At 70.1% G+C, this 18,103-nt stretch carries 19 protein-coding genes; 17 read left to right on the top strand and 2 right to left on the bottom strand.

Annotated elements, in window-relative coordinates; genetic code table 11:
* Window positions 1-339: transcriptional regulator NrdR (locus AC2H6A_RS09980; RefSeq protein ID WP_484273088.1), on the top strand; the 339-nt coding region annotated here is incomplete at its 5' end.
* Between the two features lie 9 nt (window positions 340-348).
* On the opposite strand, the gene AC2H6A_RS09975 is transcribed toward AC2H6A_RS09980, so the two are convergent.
* A complete protein-coding gene (locus AC2H6A_RS09975; protein ID WP_484273077.1) occupies window positions 349-1,623 on the bottom strand; it encodes a GGDEF domain-containing protein in 1,275 nt (424 codons plus the stop codon).
* A 77-nt stretch (window positions 1,624-1,700) separates the two neighbouring features.
* Window positions 1,701-3,485, bottom strand: coding sequence for a thiamine pyrophosphate-binding protein (locus AC2H6A_RS09970; RefSeq protein WP_484273075.1), 1,785 nt, complete (start codon window positions 3,483-3,485; stop codon window positions 1,701-1,703).
* Window positions 3,486-3,568: 83 nt separating this feature from the next.
* On the opposite strand from AC2H6A_RS09970, the gene ribD reads away from it, so the two are divergent.
* The 16 genes from ribD to AC2H6A_RS09890 all read left to right on the top strand — a co-directional run.
* The gene (gene ribD / locus AC2H6A_RS09965) at window positions 3,569-4,660 is read left to right on the top strand and encodes a bifunctional diaminohydroxyphosphoribosylaminopyrimidine deaminase/5-amino-6-(5-phosphoribosylamino)uracil reductase RibD (protein WP_484273074.1); all 1,092 of its coding nucleotides are present in this window, start codon (window positions 3,569-3,571) and stop codon (window positions 4,658-4,660) included.
* Window positions 4,661-4,696: 36 nt separating this feature from the next.
* Window positions 4,697-5,809 (top strand): bifunctional 3,4-dihydroxy-2-butanone-4-phosphate synthase/GTP cyclohydrolase II, encoded by a 1,113-nt coding sequence (gene ribBA, locus AC2H6A_RS09960; protein WP_484273071.1) that lies wholly within the window; start codon window positions 4,697-4,699, stop codon window positions 5,807-5,809.
* Window positions 5,810-5,817: 8 nt separating this feature from the next.
* The gene (gene ribH, locus AC2H6A_RS09955) at window positions 5,818-6,318 is read left to right on the top strand and encodes a 6,7-dimethyl-8-ribityllumazine synthase (protein WP_484273067.1); all 501 of its coding nucleotides are present in this window, start codon (window positions 5,818-5,820) and stop codon (window positions 6,316-6,318) included.
* A 3-nt stretch (window positions 6,319-6,321) separates the two neighbouring features.
* On the top strand, window positions 6,322-6,792 hold the full coding sequence (nusB, locus tag AC2H6A_RS09950; RefSeq protein ID WP_484273064.1) for a transcription antitermination factor NusB: 471 nt from the start codon (window positions 6,322-6,324) through the stop codon (window positions 6,790-6,792).
* Window positions 6,792-7,742: a thiamine-phosphate kinase gene (gene thiL, locus AC2H6A_RS09945; protein ID WP_484273061.1), complete on the top strand. Its 951-nt coding sequence runs from the start codon at window positions 6,792-6,794 to the stop codon at window positions 7,740-7,742. The genes nusB and thiL overlap by 1 nt, the downstream gene beginning before the upstream one ends.
* Window positions 7,743-7,893: 151 nt before the next feature.
* Window positions 7,894-8,349 carry a phosphatidylglycerophosphatase A family protein gene (locus AC2H6A_RS09940; protein WP_484273059.1) on the top strand — a complete coding sequence of 152 codons (456 nt, stop codon included), beginning with the start codon at window positions 7,894-7,896 and terminating at the stop codon, window positions 8,347-8,349.
* 4 nt (window positions 8,350-8,353) lie between these two features.
* On the top strand, window positions 8,354-8,896 hold the full coding sequence (locus tag AC2H6A_RS09935) for a CinA family protein (RefSeq protein ID WP_484273057.1): 543 nt from the start codon (window positions 8,354-8,356) through the stop codon (window positions 8,894-8,896).
* Between the two features lie 122 nt (window positions 8,897-9,018).
* Complete coding sequence (gene recA, locus AC2H6A_RS09930) at window positions 9,019-10,053, top strand: recombinase RecA (protein ID WP_484273100.1); 1,035 nt, start codon at window positions 9,019-9,021, stop codon at window positions 10,051-10,053.
* The gene (recX, locus tag AC2H6A_RS09925; protein ID WP_484273098.1) at window positions 10,053-10,559 is read left to right on the top strand and encodes a recombination regulator RecX; all 507 of its coding nucleotides are present in this window, start codon (window positions 10,053-10,055) and stop codon (window positions 10,557-10,559) included. The genes recA and recX overlap by 1 nt, the downstream gene beginning before the upstream one ends.
* Window positions 10,560-10,774: 215 nt before the next feature.
* Window positions 10,775-11,944, top strand: a complete 1,170-nt coding sequence (sucC, locus tag AC2H6A_RS09920) for an ADP-forming succinate--CoA ligase subunit beta (RefSeq protein WP_484273055.1) — start codon at window positions 10,775-10,777, stop codon at window positions 11,942-11,944.
* A gap of 33 nt (window positions 11,945-11,977) precedes the next feature.
* Window positions 11,978-12,871 (top strand): succinate--CoA ligase subunit alpha, encoded by an 894-nt coding sequence (sucD, locus tag AC2H6A_RS09915; RefSeq protein ID WP_484273052.1) that lies wholly within the window; start codon window positions 11,978-11,980, stop codon window positions 12,869-12,871.
* 11 nt (window positions 12,872-12,882) lie between these two features.
* Window positions 12,883-13,602: a TerC family protein gene (locus AC2H6A_RS09910; RefSeq protein ID WP_484273049.1), complete on the top strand. Its 720-nt coding sequence runs from the start codon at window positions 12,883-12,885 to the stop codon at window positions 13,600-13,602.
* A gap of 156 nt (window positions 13,603-13,758) precedes the next feature.
* Complete coding sequence (locus AC2H6A_RS09905) at window positions 13,759-14,673, top strand: PP2C family protein-serine/threonine phosphatase (RefSeq protein ID WP_484273046.1); 915 nt, start codon at window positions 13,759-13,761, stop codon at window positions 14,671-14,673.
* Window positions 14,674-14,705: 32 nt separating this feature from the next.
* Window positions 14,706-16,754: a CHASE2 domain-containing protein gene (locus AC2H6A_RS09900; protein WP_484273043.1), complete on the top strand. Its 2,049-nt coding sequence runs from the start codon at window positions 14,706-14,708 to the stop codon at window positions 16,752-16,754.
* On the top strand, window positions 16,729-17,493 hold the full coding sequence (locus AC2H6A_RS09895; RefSeq protein WP_484273041.1) for a 3',5'-cyclic-nucleotide phosphodiesterase: 765 nt from the start codon (window positions 16,729-16,731) through the stop codon (window positions 17,491-17,493). Before AC2H6A_RS09900 ends, AC2H6A_RS09895 begins: the two co-directional genes overlap by 26 nt.
* Window positions 17,494-17,758: 265 nt before the next feature.
* On the top strand, window positions 17,759-18,103 hold a 345-nt coding region (locus tag AC2H6A_RS09890), incomplete at its 3' end, for a pilin (RefSeq protein WP_484273037.1).

Here is an 18,103-nt window from a genome sequence, read left to right as displayed (position 1 = left end):
GAGCGCATCGAGCTCACGATGCCGGCGGTGGTCAAGAAGAACGGCTCACGCGCCGAATTCGATCGGCGCAAGCTGCGCGCCTCCCTGCAGCTGGCGCTGCGCAAGCGGCCGGTGGGGCTCGAGCAGGTCGACGCCGCCACCCACCGCATCGAGGACAAGCTGCTGGGGCTGGGGCTGCGCGAGGTGCCCAGCGAGCGGATCGGCGAGCTCGTGATGCGCGAACTCAAGCGCCTGGACAAGATCGCGTATGTGCGGTTTGCGTCGGTCTACCGCAGCTTCGAGGACGTGGACGAGTTCACCGACGCCATCCAGGAGGTCAAGCCGCGGCGCGCCCGTTGAGTTGGCGCGTCAGCCGCGGCCCGGCAGGCCTGCCTCGGCCAGCGTCGGCCGCTCGCTTGCGGGATGCGCGCGTCGCGGCTCATCGCTGCGGGTGGGCTCGGCGCCGGGCGCTGGTCTGGCCGAGCGGCGGTCGACCACACGGTCGCGACCCATGGCCTTGGCCAGGTACACACGACGGTCGGCCATCGCGAAGAGCTCCTCGATGGTGGCGGCCTCGCGGCCCTGGGCCACGCCGATCGACACCGTGAGCGGGATCCGGAGGTTCTCGGCCTGGAAGGGATGCGCCCTCACCCGCTCGCACAGGGCCAGTGCTTCCTGGTGCACCAGGGCCTCGCTGTCGCGTTCGATCAGTGCGCAGAACTCCTCGCCGCCATAGCGTGCCACCAGATCGCAGCCGGGCAGGGCATCGCGCAGCACCGCGGCAAAGTGCGCGAGCACCCGGTCGCCCACCTTGTGGCCGTGGCGGTCGTTGACCTGCTTGAACCAGTCGATGTCGATCATGAGCAGGGCGGTGCGGTGCCGCTGGGTCAGCAGGCTGGCCCGTGCGCTGGTGAACAGGTCGCGCCGGGTGGACAGGCCGGTGAGTTCATCGGTGGAGGCCGCCCGGCGCAGTTCGCCAGCCAGCCGACCGTTGACGCAGCTGATGGTCACCAGCGCATGCATCAGCGGCGACAGCGAGCACAGCGCTGCAAGCAGGGATTCGATCACGCTGCCGGAGAAGCCCGGCCCGGTGAGGCCCGCACCGCTGAACACGCCGACCCACGAGAGACGGAACAGGTGAGCGAACACCAGGAACCCCGCCAGGGCGATGGCTGCGGTCATGGGGCCGCGCGGATCGACCGCCAGACGCCGGCCCAGCACCGGCAGCATCAGGGCCGCGAACCCGCCCTGGATCACCGATCCGATCTGGGGATAGAGCTCATCGACCGGCGCGCTCAGGCCACTCAGCGCCATGTGCAGACCGACCAGGGTGATGACCACGCCGACGGCAAGATGCGGGCGCGGTGGCAGCAGGCACAGACGCCGCACCGATTCATAGAGCATGACCAGACCGGCGGTACCGCCGGCATCGGCGAGGATCTGCAGGGAGGTGCCGGGTTGGGTTGCCGGCAGCGCCGAGATCAGCAGCGAGAGGCTGACCAGCAGCTGGGAGCAGGCGCCCCAGATCAGCGCCGGTGCGCTCGGCGCGTGGGTGCGACGGGCCCCGAGCAGGCTGACAGCGCAGATGGCGCTCGCGGCGGCGCCCACCAGGTAGAGCGTGCGCAGGTCGACAGGAAGATCCATCAGGTCAGGCTAGCAGGCGCTGCCCCGGCAGCGCGCGGCTGCCCGACCGTCGACCCCCGCCGACCGATGAACGACCCTCAGCGGCCGGCCTGCTCCGCGTTGCGCCGGATCTGCGCCAGGGTGAGGTTGGGCGTGATCGCGTCGGGGTCGACCTGCAGGTGCAGCAGGGCAGGGCGCCGCTCGTCGCGAGCCACGGCCAGCGCCCGCGCCAGCGCCGGGCCGAACTCGGCCGTGCGGCTGACGCGCTCACCGTGCGCCCCGAAGGCCTGCGCGAACTGGACGAAGTCGGGGTTGGTGAGGCCGCTGCCGAGCACCCGGCCGGGGTACTCGCGCTCCTGGTGCATGCGGATGGTGCCGTACATGCCGTTGTCGAAGACCAGCACCACCAGGCCCGCGCCGTAGCGCGTGGCCGTGGCCAGCTCCTGACCGGTCATGAGGAAGTCACCGTCGCCAGCAAAGCAGATCACGCAGCGTTCCGGCTGTGCGATGGCCGCAGCCACCGCGGCGGGCACGCCCATGCCCATCGCCCCGGAGGTGGGGGCGAGCTGGGATCGGGTCTGGGCGCCGCCGGATTCGTCCGGGGCAGCCGCGCGGCCATCGGCCAGGCGCCGTGCCGACAGGGGGGCATAGCGCCAGAAGCGGTGTGCCCAGGTGGCGAAGTTGCCCGCGCCATTGGTGATGACGGCATCGGCCGGCGCGAGTTCACGCAGGGTCTGCACCACCTGCCAGAGATCGAGTTCGGGCGCGAGCGAGGCCATGGCCGGGGGGCGGCCCTGCCAGGCTTCATAGTCGGCCCGCGCCTCGGCGGCCCGCGACTGCCAGGCCGAGGGGTCGACCTGGATTTCGGCCAGTGCCTCGGTGATCTCGGGCATGCCGGCGTTGATCATCATCTCGGTCTGGTAGACCCGGCCGAGCTCTTCGGCGCCCGGGTGCACATGGATGATCGGCTGGCGCGGCACCGGGGCGTCGAACAGGGTGTAGCCCGAGGTGGTCATCTCGCCCAGCCGCGGGCCGAGCACCAGCACCAGGTCGGACTCGCGCACGCGCGCCGCGAGCTTCGGATTGATGCCGATGCCGACATCGCCGGCATAGAGCGGATGGCGATTGTCGAACACATCCTGGTTGCGGAACGACACGCCCACCGGCAGCTGGTTGCGCTCGGCAAAGCGCTGCAGCGCCGCCACTGCAGCCGGAGTCCAGCCGCCGCCGCCGGCAATCACGAAGGGCCGTTGCGCCGCCGCCAGCCGGGCGCGCAGCTGGGCGAGCTGGGCCGGCGAGGCGGCGCCGCGCACCGGCTGGAAGGGCCGGGTGTCGGTCACCGCCGCGCGCTGCGTGAGCATGTCCTCGGGCAGGGCGAGCACCACCGGGCCGGGGCGGCCGCTGGTGGCGGTCTGGAAGGCATGCAGCAGGTATTCGGGAATGCGGTCGGCGCGGTCGATCTGGGCGACCCACTTGGCCATCTGCCCGAACATCCGACGGTAGTCGATCTCCTGGAAGGCCTCGCGCTCGATGAAGTCGTTGCCCACCTGGCCGATCAGCATGATCAGCGGCGTGGAGTCCTGGAAGGCGGTGTGCACGCCGATGGAGCCGTTGGTGGCGCCGGGTCCGCGGGTGACCATGAGCACCCCCGGCTTGCCGGTGAGCTTGGCGTAGGCATCGGCCATGAACGAGGCGCCGCCCTCGTGCCGGCAGATGACGAAGCGCATGCGGTCCTGGTGCTTGTACAGGCCGTCGAGCACCGCGAGATAGCTCTCGCCGGGCACGCCGAACAGCGTGTCCACGCCATGGATGGCCAGGGCGTCGGCAAGGATCTGGCCGCCGGCGCGGTCCGGGTGGGCAGGGCGGTTGGCGGCGTCGGTCATGGCGGGGGCCTCCTAGGTTGAACCGGGGCGAGTGTATCGCCTGCCCCGGGCGTCCTTCCGCGCCTCGGTACAATCGGCGGTCCATGTTCACCGATGCCGATCACCAGCACATGAGCCGGGCGCTGGCGCTTGCCGCGCAGGGCCTGTTCACCACCACGCCCAATCCGCGGGTGGGTGCGGTGGTGGTGCGCGAGGGGCAGGTGGTGGGCGAGGGCTGGCATCGGCGCGCCGGGCAGGGCCACGCCGAGGTCCTTGCGCTCGCGCAGGCTGGCGAGCTCGCGCGCGGCGCCACGGTGTATGTCACCCTCGAGCCCTGCAGCCATTTCGGCCGCACGCCGCCCTGCGCGCAGGCCCTCATCGATGCCGGGGTGAGCCGCGTGGTGGCGGCCATGGAAGACCCCAATCCCGCGGTCAACGGCCGGGGGCTGGCCATGCTGCGCGACGCCGGCATCGATGTGCGCTGCGGCCTGCTCAGCCAGCAGGCCGCCGAGCTGAACATCGGCTTCGTCTCGCGCATGACCCGCGGCCTGCCCTGGGTGCGGCTCAAGCTCGCCGCCAGCCTCGATGGCCGCACCGCGCTGCACGATGGCCGCAGCCAGTGGATCACCGGGGCGGCTGCGCGGGCCGATGGCCATCACTGGCGGGCCCGCGCCTGCGCGGTGCTCACCGGCATCGGCACGGTGCGTGACGACGACCCGAGGCTCACCGTACGCGAGGTGGCCACCGATCGCCAGCCGCTGCGGGTGCTGGTCGATTCCCGGCTGGCCGTCGATCCCCATGCCCGGCTGCTGCAGGGCGGCGCGCTGGTGGTCTGCGCGGCTGACGATCCGGCGCGGGCGCGCGAGCTGCAGGACAGAGGCTGCGAGCTGCTGCCGCTGCCGGGGCCTGGCGGCAAGGTCGACCTGCCGGCCCTGATGCGCGAGCTCGCGCGGCGGGGTGTCAACGAGCTGCATGTCGAGGCGGGCTTCAAGCTCAATGGGTCGCTGGTGCGCGAGGGCTGCGTCGACGAGCTGCTGGTCTATCTCGCGCCCAGCCTCATCGGCGATGCCGCGGGCATGTTCGACCTGCCTGCGCTGCCCGACCTCGAGGCCCGTCAGCGCCTGGCCTTCCATGCGGTCGACCGGGTGGGCGATGACCTGCGTGTGCTCGCCCGCTGGCATCGCGGACTGGCCTGAGCGGCCCGGTGGTGGGCCGCGGGGTAGAATGCGGCCATGGCGCTTTCATCGACACCCGAGATCCTCGCCGAGTTCCGGGCCGGCAAGATGGTCATCCTCATCGACGAGGAAGACCGCGAGAACGAAGGGGATCTGGTCCTCGCGGCTGACTTCGTCACGCCCGAGGCCATCAACTTCATGGCGCGGCATGCCCGCGGCCTGATCTGCCTCACCCTCACCGAGGAACGCTGCCGGCAGCTCGCGCTGCCGCTCATGACGGCGAGCAACGGCGCGCGCACCGGCACCAACTTCACCATGTCCATCGAGGCCGCCGAAGGCGTCACCACCGGCATCTCGGCCGCCGACCGTGCCCGCACCGTGGCCGCGGCGGTGGCGCGCCACGCGCGCCCTGAAGACATCGTACAGCCCGGCCACATCTTCCCCGTGATGGCCAAGCCGGGCGGCGTGCTCAGCCGCGCCGGGCACACCGAGGCTGGCTGCGACCTCGGCGCGCTGGCAGGGCTGACGCCCGCATCGGTGATCTGCGAGATCATGAAGGAGGACGGCACCATGGCCCGTCTGCCTGACCTGATCGAGTTCGCCGCCCAGCACGACCTGAAGATCGGCACCATCGCCGATCTCATCGAGTACCGCAGCGCCAACGAGACCCTGGTCGAACGGGTGGGTACGCGCGAGGTCGAGACCGCCCATGGCGCGTTCCAGCTCCATGTCTTCCGCGACAAGCCCACCGGCCAGCCGCACATGGCGCTGGTGCTCGGCGATCCCGCCGGCGCCGACGAGACGCTGGTGCGCGTGCACGAGCCCACCTCGGTGCTCGACCTGATCGACACCGCCCGCGGCACGCATGCCTGGAGCATCCATCGCTCGCTGCAGGCGATCCGCGCACGCGGCCACGGCGTGCTGGTCATGCTCAACTGCGCGCTCGGCGCCGAGGCGGTGTTCGCCCAGTCCGATGCCATGATCAAGCTGGCGCGCGGTGACGGGTCCCAGCGTCGTACCAGCAAGTTCGACCTGCGCACCTACGGCACCGGCGCGCAGATCCTCAAGGAGCTTGGCGTGCGGCGGATGCGGCTGCTGTCCGCGCCGCGCAAGCTGCCCAGTGTGGCGGGTTACGACCTGGAAATTGCCGGCTTCGAGTCCGGGGAGTGAGGTGAGTGGTGAGCATTGACATCTTCGACGCCGGAACCAACGGCGAGGGCCTGCGCATCGGCGTGGTCCAGGCCCGGTTCAACGAGCCGGTGTGCGCGGCGCTGCGCGAGGCCTGCCTCGAGCTGCTCATGCGCCTGGGCGTGGGCGAGGAGGACATCTTCGTCTGCACGGTGCCGGGTGCCCTCGAGATTCCGCTGGCGCTGCAGAAGCTCGCCCAGACCGGCGAGTTCGATGCCCTGGTGGCGCTGGGTGCGGTGATCCGCGGCGAGACCTATCACTTCGAGGTGGTCTCCAACGAGAGCGCAGCCGGCGTCGCCCGTGTGTCGCTCGACTTCTCCATTCCCATCGCCAACGCCATCCTCACCACCGAGGACGACGAGCAGGCCATGGTGCGGGCCGCCGAGAAGGGCGCCGATGCCGCCCGCGTGGCCGTCGAGATGGCCAACCTCACCGCCTCGATCGCGTCGCTCGGCGGCGGCGCCGACGACGACGAGCTCGAGGACGACTGATCCATGGCCGAGCGCCCCGCGTCCGGCCCGCCGCGCCCGGCGCAGCGCAGCGCCCGGCGCCGCTCCCGCGAGCTCGCGGTGCAGGGTCTCTACCAGTGGCTGGTCGCCCGCGAGGATGGCGGCGCCATCGAAGCCCATCTGTCCGAGGCTCCGGAGTTCGGCAAGGCCGACCGCGAGCACCTGTCTGCGCTGCTGCACGGTGTCATCCGTGACCTCGACACCCTGCACGAGGCCCTCGTGCCGCACCTCGACCGCACCCTCGCCGAGCTGAGTCCGGTCGAGCACGCCACCCTGCTGGTGGGCGCCTACGAGCTTGCCCGGCATCCCGAGATTCCATACCGCGTGGTCATCAACGAGGCGGTCGAACTCGCCAAGACCTTCGGCGGCACCGACGGTTTCCGCTATGTCAACGGCGTGCTCGATCGGGTGGCAGGCAGGCTGCGAGCCACGGAGGTGGCTGCGCGGCGCCACTGATGGGCGAGTTCGAGCTCATCCGGCGGCACTTCGCGGGCGCCCCGCTGCGCCGCGCCCGTCTGGGCATCGGTGACGACTGCGCCCTGCTCGGCGACCTTCCGGCAGGGGAATGCCTGGCGGTGAGCACCGACCTGCTGGTGGCCGGGCGGCACTTCTTCGCCGATGTCGATCCTGCCGCGCTGGGCTGGAAGTCGCTGGCGGTCAATCTCTCCGACCTGGCCGCCATGGGGGCCGCGCCGATCGGCTTCACCCTGGCCCTGGCGCTGCCGCAGGCCGACGAGGGCTGGCTGGCCGGGTTCGCCGCCGGCCTGCTCGCCCTGGCCGCGCGCCATGACTGCGAGCTGATCGGCGGTGACACCACCCGTGGTCCGCTCACCATCGGCATCACGGTCTTCGGGCATGTGCCGCCCGCGCAGGCCCTGCGCCGCGACCGTGGCCGGCCCGGCGACGATCTCTGGGTCTCGGGCCCCCTGGGCGCGGCGGCCTTCGCGGTGGCCGAGCGCCTGGACGGTCGGCCGTTGCCCGAGGGGCATCCCGCCCGAGTCCGGCTGGAGCGACCCGGCCCGCGCCTGCGCCTGGGGCGAGCCCTGCTGGGCCGGGCGCATGCCGCGATCGATCTCTCCGACGGGCTGTGGGGTGATCTTGCCCATCTCTGCGAGCGCTCAGCCGTCGGTGCACGGGTGAACTGGCCGGCGGTGCCGGTGTCGCCCTCGCTGGCCCGCCTTCCCGCATCGCGTCGGCGGGCGCTCGCCCTGGCGGGCGGCGATGACTATGAATTGCTCTTCAGTGCGCCACCCGGGGCCCGGGCCGCGATCGCCGCGCTGGCCGGAGACGGCGCCGCGCCTGCCCGCATCGGCAGCCTGGTCGATACGCCGGGAATCCGGCTGATCGATGACGATGGGGCTACCATCGACACCGATGAGCTCCACGCCTTCGATCACTTCCGCTGACGCCGGCGATTCCCGGCCCGGCGATTCCCGGCCAGACGGCCGCTCGCCCGACGGTATCTCCCTCGCCGGGGGCGGCGCTGCCACGGGCGGTGTCGCGCAGCCCGATGACATCGCGTCGTCAGCGGCTGTGCGCCGACCCGGTTTCGCCTTCATGCGCCCGAGGCTCGCCCGCTGGATCGCGCTCGGTTTCGGCAGCGGCCTGTCGCCGCGCGCGCCCGGCACGGTCGGCACCCTCTGGGCCTGGGTGGCCTGGCTGGCATTGCCGGCGCACTGGCCGGCTGGCGCCCAGGCGGCGCTCATCGCCCTGGGCCTGGCGATCGGGCCCTGGGCCTGCGCGCGCACCGCGCATGATCTCGGGGTGAAGGATCACGGCGCCATCGTCTGGGACGAGATCGTCGCCTTCTGGATCGTGCTCATGGTGCTGCCGGCCACGCTGGGCTGGCAGCTGGCCGGCTTTGCCCTGTTCCGCCTTCTCGATGCCACCAAGCCGCCGCCGATCGGCTGGGCCGACCGCCGAGTGCCGGGTGGTCTGGGCGTGATGCTCGACGACCTGCTGGCGGCCTTCGTCACGCTGTTCCTCCTCGCGCTCGCGCGCCCCTGGCTCTGAGGCCATGACCCTGATCCCTGACTTCGCTGCGGACGATGCCGCGGTGGTCGCCCTGGCCACGCGGCTCGGCCGGCTGCTGGTGCCCTCGGGCCGCATGCTTGCCACCGTGGAATCCTGCACCGGTGGGCTGATCGCCCGGGCGCTCACCGAGACGCCCGGATCCAGCGCCTGGTTCGACCGCGGCTTTGTCACCTACAGCAACCAGGCCAAGACCGATCTGGTCGGAGTGCCCGAGTCGCTGCTCGCGCAGTTCGGCGCGGTGAGCGAGCCGGTCGCCCGGGCCATGGCCGAGGGTGCGCTGGCCCGCAGCACGGCCTTCCTGGCGATGTCGGTCACCGGGGTGGCCGGCCCTGGCGGCGGCACCCCCGACAAGCCGGTGGGCATGGTGTGCTTCGGCTGGGCGCGGCGAGGCGAGCCGGCGCAGAGCGTGACGCACCGTTTCGACGGCGACCGCGCGGCGGTGCGCCGGCAGGCGGCGCTGTTCTCGTTGCGGGGCGCGCTGCAGCGCGTGGACCCTCGCCCGCTCGGCGCCATGGATGAGCCCTGAGGCCTGTCGGTCAGCCGCCACACCCCGCCGGATCAGCCAAAGGTCTGATTGTTTATACAGTACTCCTGTGGGATACTTCGTGCCTCACCCCACCGGAAAACGCCATGGACAAGGTCATCAAGATGGAAGACGCCAAATCCAGAACCGAGCGCGCCAAGGCGCTCACCGCCGCGCTGGCCCAGATCGAGAAGCAGTTCGGCAAGGGCTCCATCATGAAGCTGGCCGACGGCGAAGTCGCGGCCGATATCCAGGTTGTCTCCACCGGCTCGCTCGGCCTGGACATCGCCCTGGGCGTCGGCGGCCTGCCGCGTGGCCGGGTCATCGAGATCTACGGCCCCGAGTCCTCCGGCAAGACCACCCTCACGCTGCAGGTCATCGCCGAGATGCAGCAGCTCGGCGGCACCTGCGCCTTCATTGATGCCGAGCACGCGCTCGATGTCCAGTACGCCGCCAAGCTCGGGGTCAATCTCTCCGATCTGCTGGTGTCGCAGCCTGACACCGGCGAGCAGGCGCTCGAGATCGCCGATGCGCTCGTGCGCAGCGGCTCGGTCGACCTCATCGTCATTGACTCGGTCGCGGCGCTCACCCCCAAGGCCGAGATCGAAGGCGAGATGGGTGATTCACTGCCCGGTCTGCAGGCCCGTCTCATGTCGCAGGCCCTGCGCAAGCTCACCGGCACCATCAAGCGCACCAACAGCATGGTGAACTTCATCAAACAGATCCGCATGAAGATCGGTGTCATGTTCGGCAACCCCGAGACCACCACGGGGGGCAATGCGCTGAAGTTCTACGCCTCGGTGCGGCTTGACATCCGGCGCACCGGCTCCATCAAGAAGGGCGAAGAGGTGGTCGGCTCCGAGACCAAGGTCAAGGTCGTGAAGAACAAGGTCGCGCCACCCTTCAAGCAGGCTGCCTTTGACATCCTCTACGGCGAGGGCATCTCCCGCGAGGGCGAGATCCTCGACCTCGGCGCCGAGTGCTCGGTGATCGAGAAATCCGGCGCCTGGTACAGCTATCAGGGTGAACGCGTTGGCCAGGGCAAGGACAATGCCCGGGAGTACCTGCGCGAGCACCCCGAACTCGCCCGCGAGATCGAGAACAAGGTCCGCGAGCACTTCGGGGTCAGCCACCGCGGCGGCGCCGAGGAGGCCGCCTGATCGGCAGGCGGCCCGCCGCGCACTCGCTCTCGTTGAGGGCGCGGGCGCTGGGCCATCTCGCGCGACGCGAGCACAGCCGTCTCGAACTCGCCCGCAAGCTGGCCGCCCACGCGTCCGAACCCGATGCGCTCGAGACGCTGCTTGATGGGCTGGTCCAGGAGGGCCTGCTGAGCGACCAGCGGTTCGTCGAAAGTCTGGTGCGTCGTCGTGGGGCGCGGTATGGCGTGCGACGCCTTGAGCAGGAACTCGCCGAGCACCGGCTTGGCGGTGAGTTCAGTGCCGAGCCTCTGGCGGAGTTGCGGCGTGCCGAGCCCGACCTCGCCTGGCAAGCCTGGGAGCGGCGCTTCGGGCGTCCGCCCGCCGATCTCGCCGAGCGGGCAAGGCAGCACCGCTTTCTCATGGCTCGCGGCTTTGGTGCCGAGGCAGTGGCGTCGGTGTTCCGGCGCATACGCCTTGGCCAGGCTGGGCAGGCTGCCGACCATCCCGACGCCCCACCGGCCGAGTGAGTTCGCCCGTCCTGCGCTGCCCGAGGCGGGCGGTGGGCGGGCTAAAGACCCCACTGCCCTGTGGTAACATCTTGGATTGCGCGGCGCAACAATTTCCCCGGCAACCGGATTGCCCGGGTTGCGCGCACTGCGCCCAGCCAGCGTGTTTCTTCCTGTTCCGGCGCGCGCCGAGGCCACGACCTGCCGTGCCCATCCCGTGTTCGAGGTGATCACCCATGAAGATCCATGAGTATCAGGGCAAGGAGATCCTGAAGCGCTTCGGCGTGCCGGTGCCGCGCGGCATTCCGTGCTTCACGGTCGACGAGGCGGTCAGTGCCGCCCAGGCGCTTGGCGGCCCGGTCTGGGTGGTCAAGGCGCAGATCCACGCCGGTGGTCGCGGCAAGGGCGGTGGCGTGAAGCTAGCCCGCTCCGTCGATCAGGTGCGCGAACTGTCCTCGTCCATCCTGGGCATGCAGCTGGTCACCCACCAGACCGGACCGGAGGGGCAGAAGGTCCGTCGCCTGCTGATCGAGGAAGGCGCCGACATCCGCAAGGAACTCTATGTCGGCATCGTCACCGATCGCGCCTCGCAGCGGGTGTGCGTCATGGCCTCGAGCGAGGGCGGCATGGACATCGAAGAGGTGGCCGCGCACACCCCCGAGAAGCTGCTGAAGGTCTTCGTCGATCCGGCCACCGGGCTCACCGATGCGCAAGCCGACGGCCTGGCCAGCGGCATTGGCGTGCCCGCCGCCTCGGTGCCCAAGGCACGGGTCGTGCTGCAGGCTCTCTATCGCGCCTACTGGGATACCGATGCCTCGCTGGCCGAGATCAACCCCCTGATCCTCACCGGCAGCGGCGACATCATCGCGCTCGACGCGAAGTTCAACTTCGATGCCAATGCGCTGTTCCGCCACCCCGAGATCACCGCGATGCGCGATCTCGACGAGGAGGATCCCGCCGAGATCGAGGCCAGCAAGTTCGACCTTGCCTACATTCAGCTCGACGGCAATATCGGCTGTCTGGTGAACGGCGCCGGCCTGGCGATGGCCACCATGGACACCATCAAGCTCTTTGGCGGTGAACCGGCCAACTTCCTCGACGTGGGCGGTGGCGCCACCACCGAGAAGGTGACCGAGGCCTTCAAGATCATGCTGCGCAACCCGAAGGTTGCGGCGATCCTGGTCAACATCTTCGGCGGCATCATGCGCTGCGATGTCATCGCCGAGGGCGTGATCTCCGCGTCGCGTGCGGTGGGCCTGAAGGTACCGCTGGTGGTGCGCATGAAGGGCACCAACGAGGACATCGGCAAGAAGATGCTGGCCGACTCCGGCCTGCCGATCATCGCGGCCGACACCATGGCTGAAGCCGCGCAGAAGGTGGTGGCTGCGGCCGCCGGTCCGCGCTGAGCCTCGCGCGCCCCTGACATCGGAGATCACGCAATGGCAATCCTGATCAACCGGGACACCAAGGTCATCACGCAGGGCATCACCGGCAAGACCGGGCAGTTCCACACCCGCATGTGCCGCGAGTACGCCAACGGCCGGCAGTGCTATGTGGCCGGGGTCAATCCCAAGAAGGCCGGCGAAGACTTCGAGGGCATTCCCATCTACGCCACTGCCGGGGAGGCCGCCCGCGCCACCGGCGCCACGGTGTCGGTGATCTACGTACCCCCGGCCGGCGCCGCCGCGGCCATCTGGGAAGCCGTGGACGCCAACCTCGACCTGGTGGTCTGCATCACCGAAGGCATCCCGGTGCGCGACATGCTCGAGGTGCGCAACCGCATGAAGGCCAAGGAGGCCGCCGGCGGCAAGCGCACCATCCTGCTCGGACCGAACTGCCCCGGCCTGATCACCCCCGACGAACTCAAGATCGGCATCATGCCGGGCCACATCCACCGCAAGGGCCGGGTGGGCATCGTGTCCCGCTCGGGCACGCTGACCTACGAGGCGGTGGCGCAGGTCACCGAACTCGGGCTGGGCCAGTCCAGCGCCGTGGGCATCGGTGGCGATCCCATCAACGGGCTCAAGCACATCGAAGTGCTCGAGATGTTCAACAACGACCCCGACACCGATGCCGTCATCATGATCGGCGAGATCGGCGGTCCCGACGAGGCCGCGGCTGCGCAGTGGGCGCGTGAGCACATGCGCAAGCCGGTGGTCGGCTTCATCGCCGGCGTCACCGCGCCGCCAGGCAAGCGCATGGGCCACGCCGGTGCGCTCATCTCGGGTGGCGCCGACACCGCGGACGCCAAGCTGGCCGTCATGGAGGCGTGTGGCTTCAAGGTCACCCGAAACCCCTCCGAGATGGGTCGATTGCTGAAGAGCGTGCTCTAGCAGGAGCGACCATGGAAATCGGCTCCACTGCCTTCTGGCTGGCCCTCGGTCAGATTGTCTGGATCAACATCCTGCTGTCGGGCGACAACGCCGTCGTGATTGCGCTGGCCGCCCGATCGCTGCCGCCCAAGCAGCAGAAGCAGGCGATCATGATCGGCTCCGGCGCAGCCATCGTGATGCGTATCGGGCTCACCCTGGTGGCCGCGCAACTGCTGCAGCTGCCCTGGCTCAAGCTGATCGGCGCCGCGTTGCTGGTCTACATCGGCGTCACCCTGGTCCTGCCCGAGGATGAGGAGGAGGGCGCAGGCAAGGAGGCCAGCGGCATGGTGGCAGCCGTGCGCACCATCCTGATCGCCGATCTGGTCATGAGTCTGGACAATGTCATCGCGGTGGCGGCTGCCGCCAAGGGCGACACGCTCCTGCTGATCATCGGTCTGGCCATGTCGATTCCGCTGGTGATCTTTGGCAGCACCCTGCTGCTCAAGGTGATCGAGCGCTTCCCGATCGTGGTCTGGCTGGGCGCCGGGCTGCTCGGCTTCATCGCCGGAGAGATCGTCGTGGATGACCCCGCGATCAAGGACTCCCTCATCGCCGGCGCCGGTCAGCTGGGTCTGCCTGCGGACAAGCTGGGCCTGGTGTCGGGCCTGCTCGGCGTGGCGTTGGTTCTCCTGATCGGCTGGGTGATGTCTCGGCGCCAGAAGGCGGGCAGCCACGGTCCGTCGGGGCACTGAGCACGCCCGGGCGCCGCGGTCTGGCGCCCGCAAGGATGCCGCCAATCGGGCGGCCTGAGCCCCGACGAACGGTGCCTTCGCCGCCTGGCGGAGGTCGCTGGCCGTTCATGTAGCCGGGCGTCTGCCGACCGGTACGCTGCGCCTAGAGTCGGCGGCATGAGCCCCCATGCCGCCCTCCTCGCTGATCCGTCAGCCCCGCCTCTGGCTGTGTGCCAGGGCCGTGGCACAGGTGCGGCCAGCGATGTCGGCCATGTCCGTCCGCACAACGAGGATGCCTGGCGTATCGATCACGCCACCGGCGTGATGGTGCTCGCCGACGGCATGGGCGGCTACCAGGCCGGCGAGGTGGCCAGTGCCATGGCGGTGGCGGCCGTGATCGACGCCTTGCCGGATGCCCTGACCCTCGGGCTCACGGCACCGGCGCCCGCGGAAGTCGCCTTCGAACCCGGTGATGCACCGGCCGGCCTGGGTGATCTCGTGCCGGCGCATGCTGCCGCATCGCCTGCTGCTCCCCTGTCCGACCCCGCTTTTGCCACCCTGGTCCGGGCGGTCGAGCTTGCCAACCAGTCGGTGATCAGCGCGGCCCGCCAGCGTCCGGAATGCCTCGGCATGGGGACCACCGTGGTGGTTGCCTGGGTGCGCGGCGACCGCCTGCTCGTCGCCCATGTTGGCGATTCGCGGGCCTACCGCTGGCGGTGCGGCCGGCTGACCCGCCTCACCCGGGATCATTCCATCGGCCAGGCGATGATCGATGCCGGCCTGCTCCGTGAAGGGGCCGCATCGATCCCGGCGATGCGCGGGGTCCTGACCCGGGCGCTGGGCGTCGATCCCGGCCTGTGCGTCGATGCCCGCAGCGTGGACCTCGATCCGGGCGACCGGATCCTGCTGTGCAGCGACGGCCTCACCGACATGCTCGATGACGCGACCATCGCCGATTGCCTGGGACAGCCCGGCTCGGCACAGGACCTCGCCGAGGCGCTGGTCGTGCAGGCGCTGCTCCAGGGGGGTGTCGACAACATCACCGCGCTGGTCCTGGGGCCCTTGCCCCCTGGCTCGCACGGCGGGGGCTGATCCGGGCGGCCTGCGGCAACCCGAACCGATCCATGCGCTGGCCCACGCCTTCCCGCTCCGGCCCTGCCTGCCTGCGCCGCCGCCTCGCCGGCCTGCTGCTGACGCTCGCGGCCGCGGCGGGCACCCTGGGGCTGCTGCCGGTCTCGCTGATCGATACGCTCGACAACGCGGTCTACGACGGCCGCCTGCGCATGTCGGTGGCGCCGCCCGATCGCCGGGTGATGATCGTGGACATCGACGAGGCCAGCATCGCCCGCGTGGGCCGGTGGCCCTGGCAGCGCGCACGCATGGGCGAACTGGCCGGAGCCCTGATCGATCGCGGCGGCGCGCGCGTGGTCGGACTGGATCTGGTGTTCGCCGAACCGCAGCATGCCGGCGACGAGGATGCCGATCTCGCTCGCCAGCTTGCCGGGCGCCCCGTGGTGCTCGGCTACTACTTCACGGCCGACCGCGGCGGTCGCACCAGCGGGGCGCTGCCCGATCCGGTGCTGGGCAGCGAGATGCTCGTCGGCCTGGATACCGGCGGCATCACCCGCTGGGACGGCTTTGGCGCCAACCTCGCGTCACTGCAGAAGAACGCGGCAGGCGCCGGCTTCTTCAATCCGCTGATCGATCCCGACGGGACGGTTCGGGCGCTGCCGCTGATGGCGCAGTACCAGGGCGGTCTGTACGAGTCCCTGGCCGTGTCGGTGCTGCGCCATTGGCTGGGCTCGGCGCGGGTGCGCCTCGATGCGGATGAACTCAGCCTGCACGGCGAGCGCGGCACGGTCCGGTTGCCCCTGTCCGATGGCCTGACCGCGCTGGTGCCCTATGCCGGCAAGATCAGCGGCATGGACAGCCGGGCATCGCGCTTCGACTACGTGTCGGCCGCCGATGTGCTGGAGGGGCGGGTCGACTGGGCGCGGTTCAGGGATCGGGTGGTGCTGGTCGGCTCCTCGGCACCGGGTCTCACCGATCTGCGGGCCACGCCGATCCGCGCCGCGTTCCCCGGGGTGGAGATCCACGCCACGCTGATCGCCGCCGCGCTCGACTCGGTCAATGCCGACCCGCATGCCGGAGCCCTGCTGCTCACCCGGTCGGCTGCAGCCACCGGGCTGGGGGCCCTGGTGGTGCTGGTGGTGGGCGCCGCGCTGGCCATGACCATGCCGGTGCTGGGCGCGCTGGGTGCGGTCACCCTCAGCGGTGCGGCGGCGCTCACGATCTGGGGCTCGGCCGGCATCGCCTGGAACAACCTCGGCATGGTCATCCCGGTCTCGGCCGCGCAGGGCCTGGTGGTGCTGCTGCTGATCTTCAACCTGACCGCCGGGTACTTCGTCGAGGGCCGCACCCGTCGGGCGATGGCCGACCTGTTCGGCGAGTACCTCTCGCCCGCCCTGGTGGAGCGGATGGTCCGCGACCCGGCACGCCTGTCGGCCTCGGGCAGCGAGAACCGGGTGCTGACCATCCTGTTCGTGGACATCCGCGGCTTCACCCGGATTGCCGAGACCATGCCGCCGGAAGGCCTTCGCGAATACCTGAACACCTTCCTCACCGCGATGACCGAGGTGGTCCATCGCCACGGGGGCACGGTGGACAAGTACATCGGCGACTCGGTGATGGCCTTCTGGGGCGCCCCGCTGCCCGACCGTGATCACGCCGACCACGCGGTGCGCGCCGCGCTGGCCATGCTCGACGAAGTGAGCCGCCTGAACCGCGTGCTGCGGCTGCGCGGCCTGCCGCCGATGCATGTCGGCGTGGGCGTGAACACCGGGCTGGTCAGGGTGGGCGACATGGGCTCGCGCCTGCGGCGCACCTACACCGTGATCGGCGACCCGGTGAATCTGGCCGCGCGCTTCGAAGCATTGACCAAGCTGTACGATCAGCCGATCATCGTCGGTGAGTCCACCGCGCAGCAGGCGCGTGGCCATCGGTTCGCGCCGCTGGGCAAGGCCCCGCTGGCCGGCCGCCATGAGCCGGTGCTGATCTTCACCCCGGTTTCCCTGGCAGCCAGCGACACGATCCCGATGCAAGACGGCATGGACGATGTCATGCCAGCCACCAACAAGGACCGGGTCGATGCAGGTGCGGGTATTGGGTTGTAGCGGCGGGATCGGCGGCCACTCCAGAACCACCGCCTTCCTGATCGACCATGACATCCTGCTCGATACGGGCACCGGGGTGGAGGATCTCAGCCTCGAGGAACTGGCGCGCATCGACCATGTGTTCCTCACCCATTCGCACCTCGATCACATCGCCGGCCTGCCGCTGCTGGTCGACTCGGCCGGCGCGCTGCGTAGCCGACCGCTGGTGGTCCATGCCCTGCCCGAGACCATCGCGGCGCTGCGCGCGCATGTCTTCAACTGGGTGATCTGGCCTGATTTCACCGAGATCCCGCAGGTGAATGCGCCCTGGCTGGTGTTCGAGCCGATCGCTCTGGACCAGACGGTGATGCTCGGCGAGCGCCGACTGCGGGCCCTGCCGGCCAGCCATACCGTGCCTGCGCTGGGCTATCAGGTTGCCAGTCCGCGGGCCAGCCTGGTCTTCACGGGCGACACCGGCCCGAACGACGCCTTCTGGCGGGTGGTCAACCAGATCCCTGACCTGCGATTCCTGATCATCGAGACTGCCTTCGCGAACCGCGAGCGCGATCTCGCCATCGCGTCGCGGCACCTGTATCCGGTGCAGCTGGCCGAAGAGCTGGCCAAGCTTGCCCGGCCGGCGAAGGTGCTGATCACCCATCTCAAGCCGTCCGACCGCCATCTCATTGCCCAGGAGCTGCAGGTCTGGGCCGGCGCTTTCGCGCCGGGCCTGCTCGAGCGCGGCGATCTGCTGACGCTCTGAGGCCGGGCTGACGCAGCAGGGCACCCCGACTGACGCATCGCGGCAGTTTCTGGCGGCGGCGGGCAGCGGCACGCGCCTGTCATGAGCCCTCTGGGGTCTTGCCTGCCTGCGGCTGACGGCATCCTGTCACGAAACCGCCGTTCGTCGGCGGATCAACGGCGCTCCACCGGGTCAGGCATGGTCCCTGCTGTGGGTAGGTCAAGGCCGGCAATCATGCCGTCCTCCAGCTGTTACAAATCTGTCAGATCAACCCAAGGAGTCTTCCATGAAGCGCGTGCAAGCCGGTTTCACCCTGATCGAGCTGATGATTGTCGTGGCCATCGTCGGCATTCTGGCCGCGGTTGCCATCCCGGCGTACCAGGACTACACGGTGCGCGCCCGGGTTGCGGAAGGCTTCGGCCTGGCCAGCGAGGCGAAGAAGGCCGTGGTCGAGAACGCCGGTGTCGGCTCCACCGACTACGGCAAGGGCTACAACTCGCCCCTCACCGACGCCCAGAAGGTGAAGTCGATCGCCATCGCCTCCACCACCGGCATCATCACCATCACCTACGGCACCAAGATCGCTGACGGCAGCACCATCACGCTGACCCCGTCGTCGAACAGTGCGGCC

It is taken from the genome of Quisquiliibacterium sp. (assembly GCF_982640115.1).
The sequence above is the reverse complement of the archived record's forward strand: the minus strand, read 5'-3'. Positions and strand labels throughout refer to the sequence as shown.

Coding starts and splice junctions, on each gene's coding strand:
- AC2H6A_RS09975 (WP_484273077.1), bottom strand. CDS start 1,623: ATGGATCTTCCTGTCGACCTGCGCACGCTCTACCTGGTGGGCGCCGCC.
- AC2H6A_RS09970 (WP_484273075.1), bottom strand. CDS start 3,485: ATGACCGACGCCGCCAACCGCCCTGCCCACCCGGACCGCGCCGGCGGC.
- ribD (WP_484273074.1), top strand. CDS start 3,569: ATGTTCACCGATGCCGATCACCAGCACATGAGCCGGGCGCTGGCGCTT.
- ribBA (WP_484273071.1), top strand. CDS start 4,697: ATGGCGCTTTCATCGACACCCGAGATCCTCGCCGAGTTCCGGGCCGGC.
- nusB (WP_484273064.1), top strand. CDS start 6,322: ATGGCCGAGCGCCCCGCGTCCGGCCCGCCGCGCCCGGCGCAGCGCAGC.
- thiL (WP_484273061.1), top strand. CDS start 6,792: ATGGGCGAGTTCGAGCTCATCCGGCGGCACTTCGCGGGCGCCCCGCTG.
- AC2H6A_RS09940 (WP_484273059.1), top strand. CDS start 7,894: ATGCGCCCGAGGCTCGCCCGCTGGATCGCGCTCGGTTTCGGCAGCGGC.
- AC2H6A_RS09935 (WP_484273057.1), top strand. CDS start 8,354: ATGACCCTGATCCCTGACTTCGCTGCGGACGATGCCGCGGTGGTCGCC.
- recA (WP_484273100.1), top strand. CDS start 9,019: ATGGAAGACGCCAAATCCAGAACCGAGCGCGCCAAGGCGCTCACCGCC.
- sucC (WP_484273055.1), top strand. CDS start 10,775: ATGAAGATCCATGAGTATCAGGGCAAGGAGATCCTGAAGCGCTTCGGC.
- sucD (WP_484273052.1), top strand. CDS start 11,978: ATGGCAATCCTGATCAACCGGGACACCAAGGTCATCACGCAGGGCATC.
- AC2H6A_RS09910 (WP_484273049.1), top strand. CDS start 12,883: ATGGAAATCGGCTCCACTGCCTTCTGGCTGGCCCTCGGTCAGATTGTC.
- AC2H6A_RS09905 (WP_484273046.1), top strand. CDS start 13,759: ATGAGCCCCCATGCCGCCCTCCTCGCTGATCCGTCAGCCCCGCCTCTG.
- AC2H6A_RS09900 (WP_484273043.1), top strand. CDS start 14,706: ATGCGCTGGCCCACGCCTTCCCGCTCCGGCCCTGCCTGCCTGCGCCGC.
- AC2H6A_RS09895 (WP_484273041.1), top strand. CDS start 16,729: ATGCAGGTGCGGGTATTGGGTTGTAGCGGCGGGATCGGCGGCCACTCC.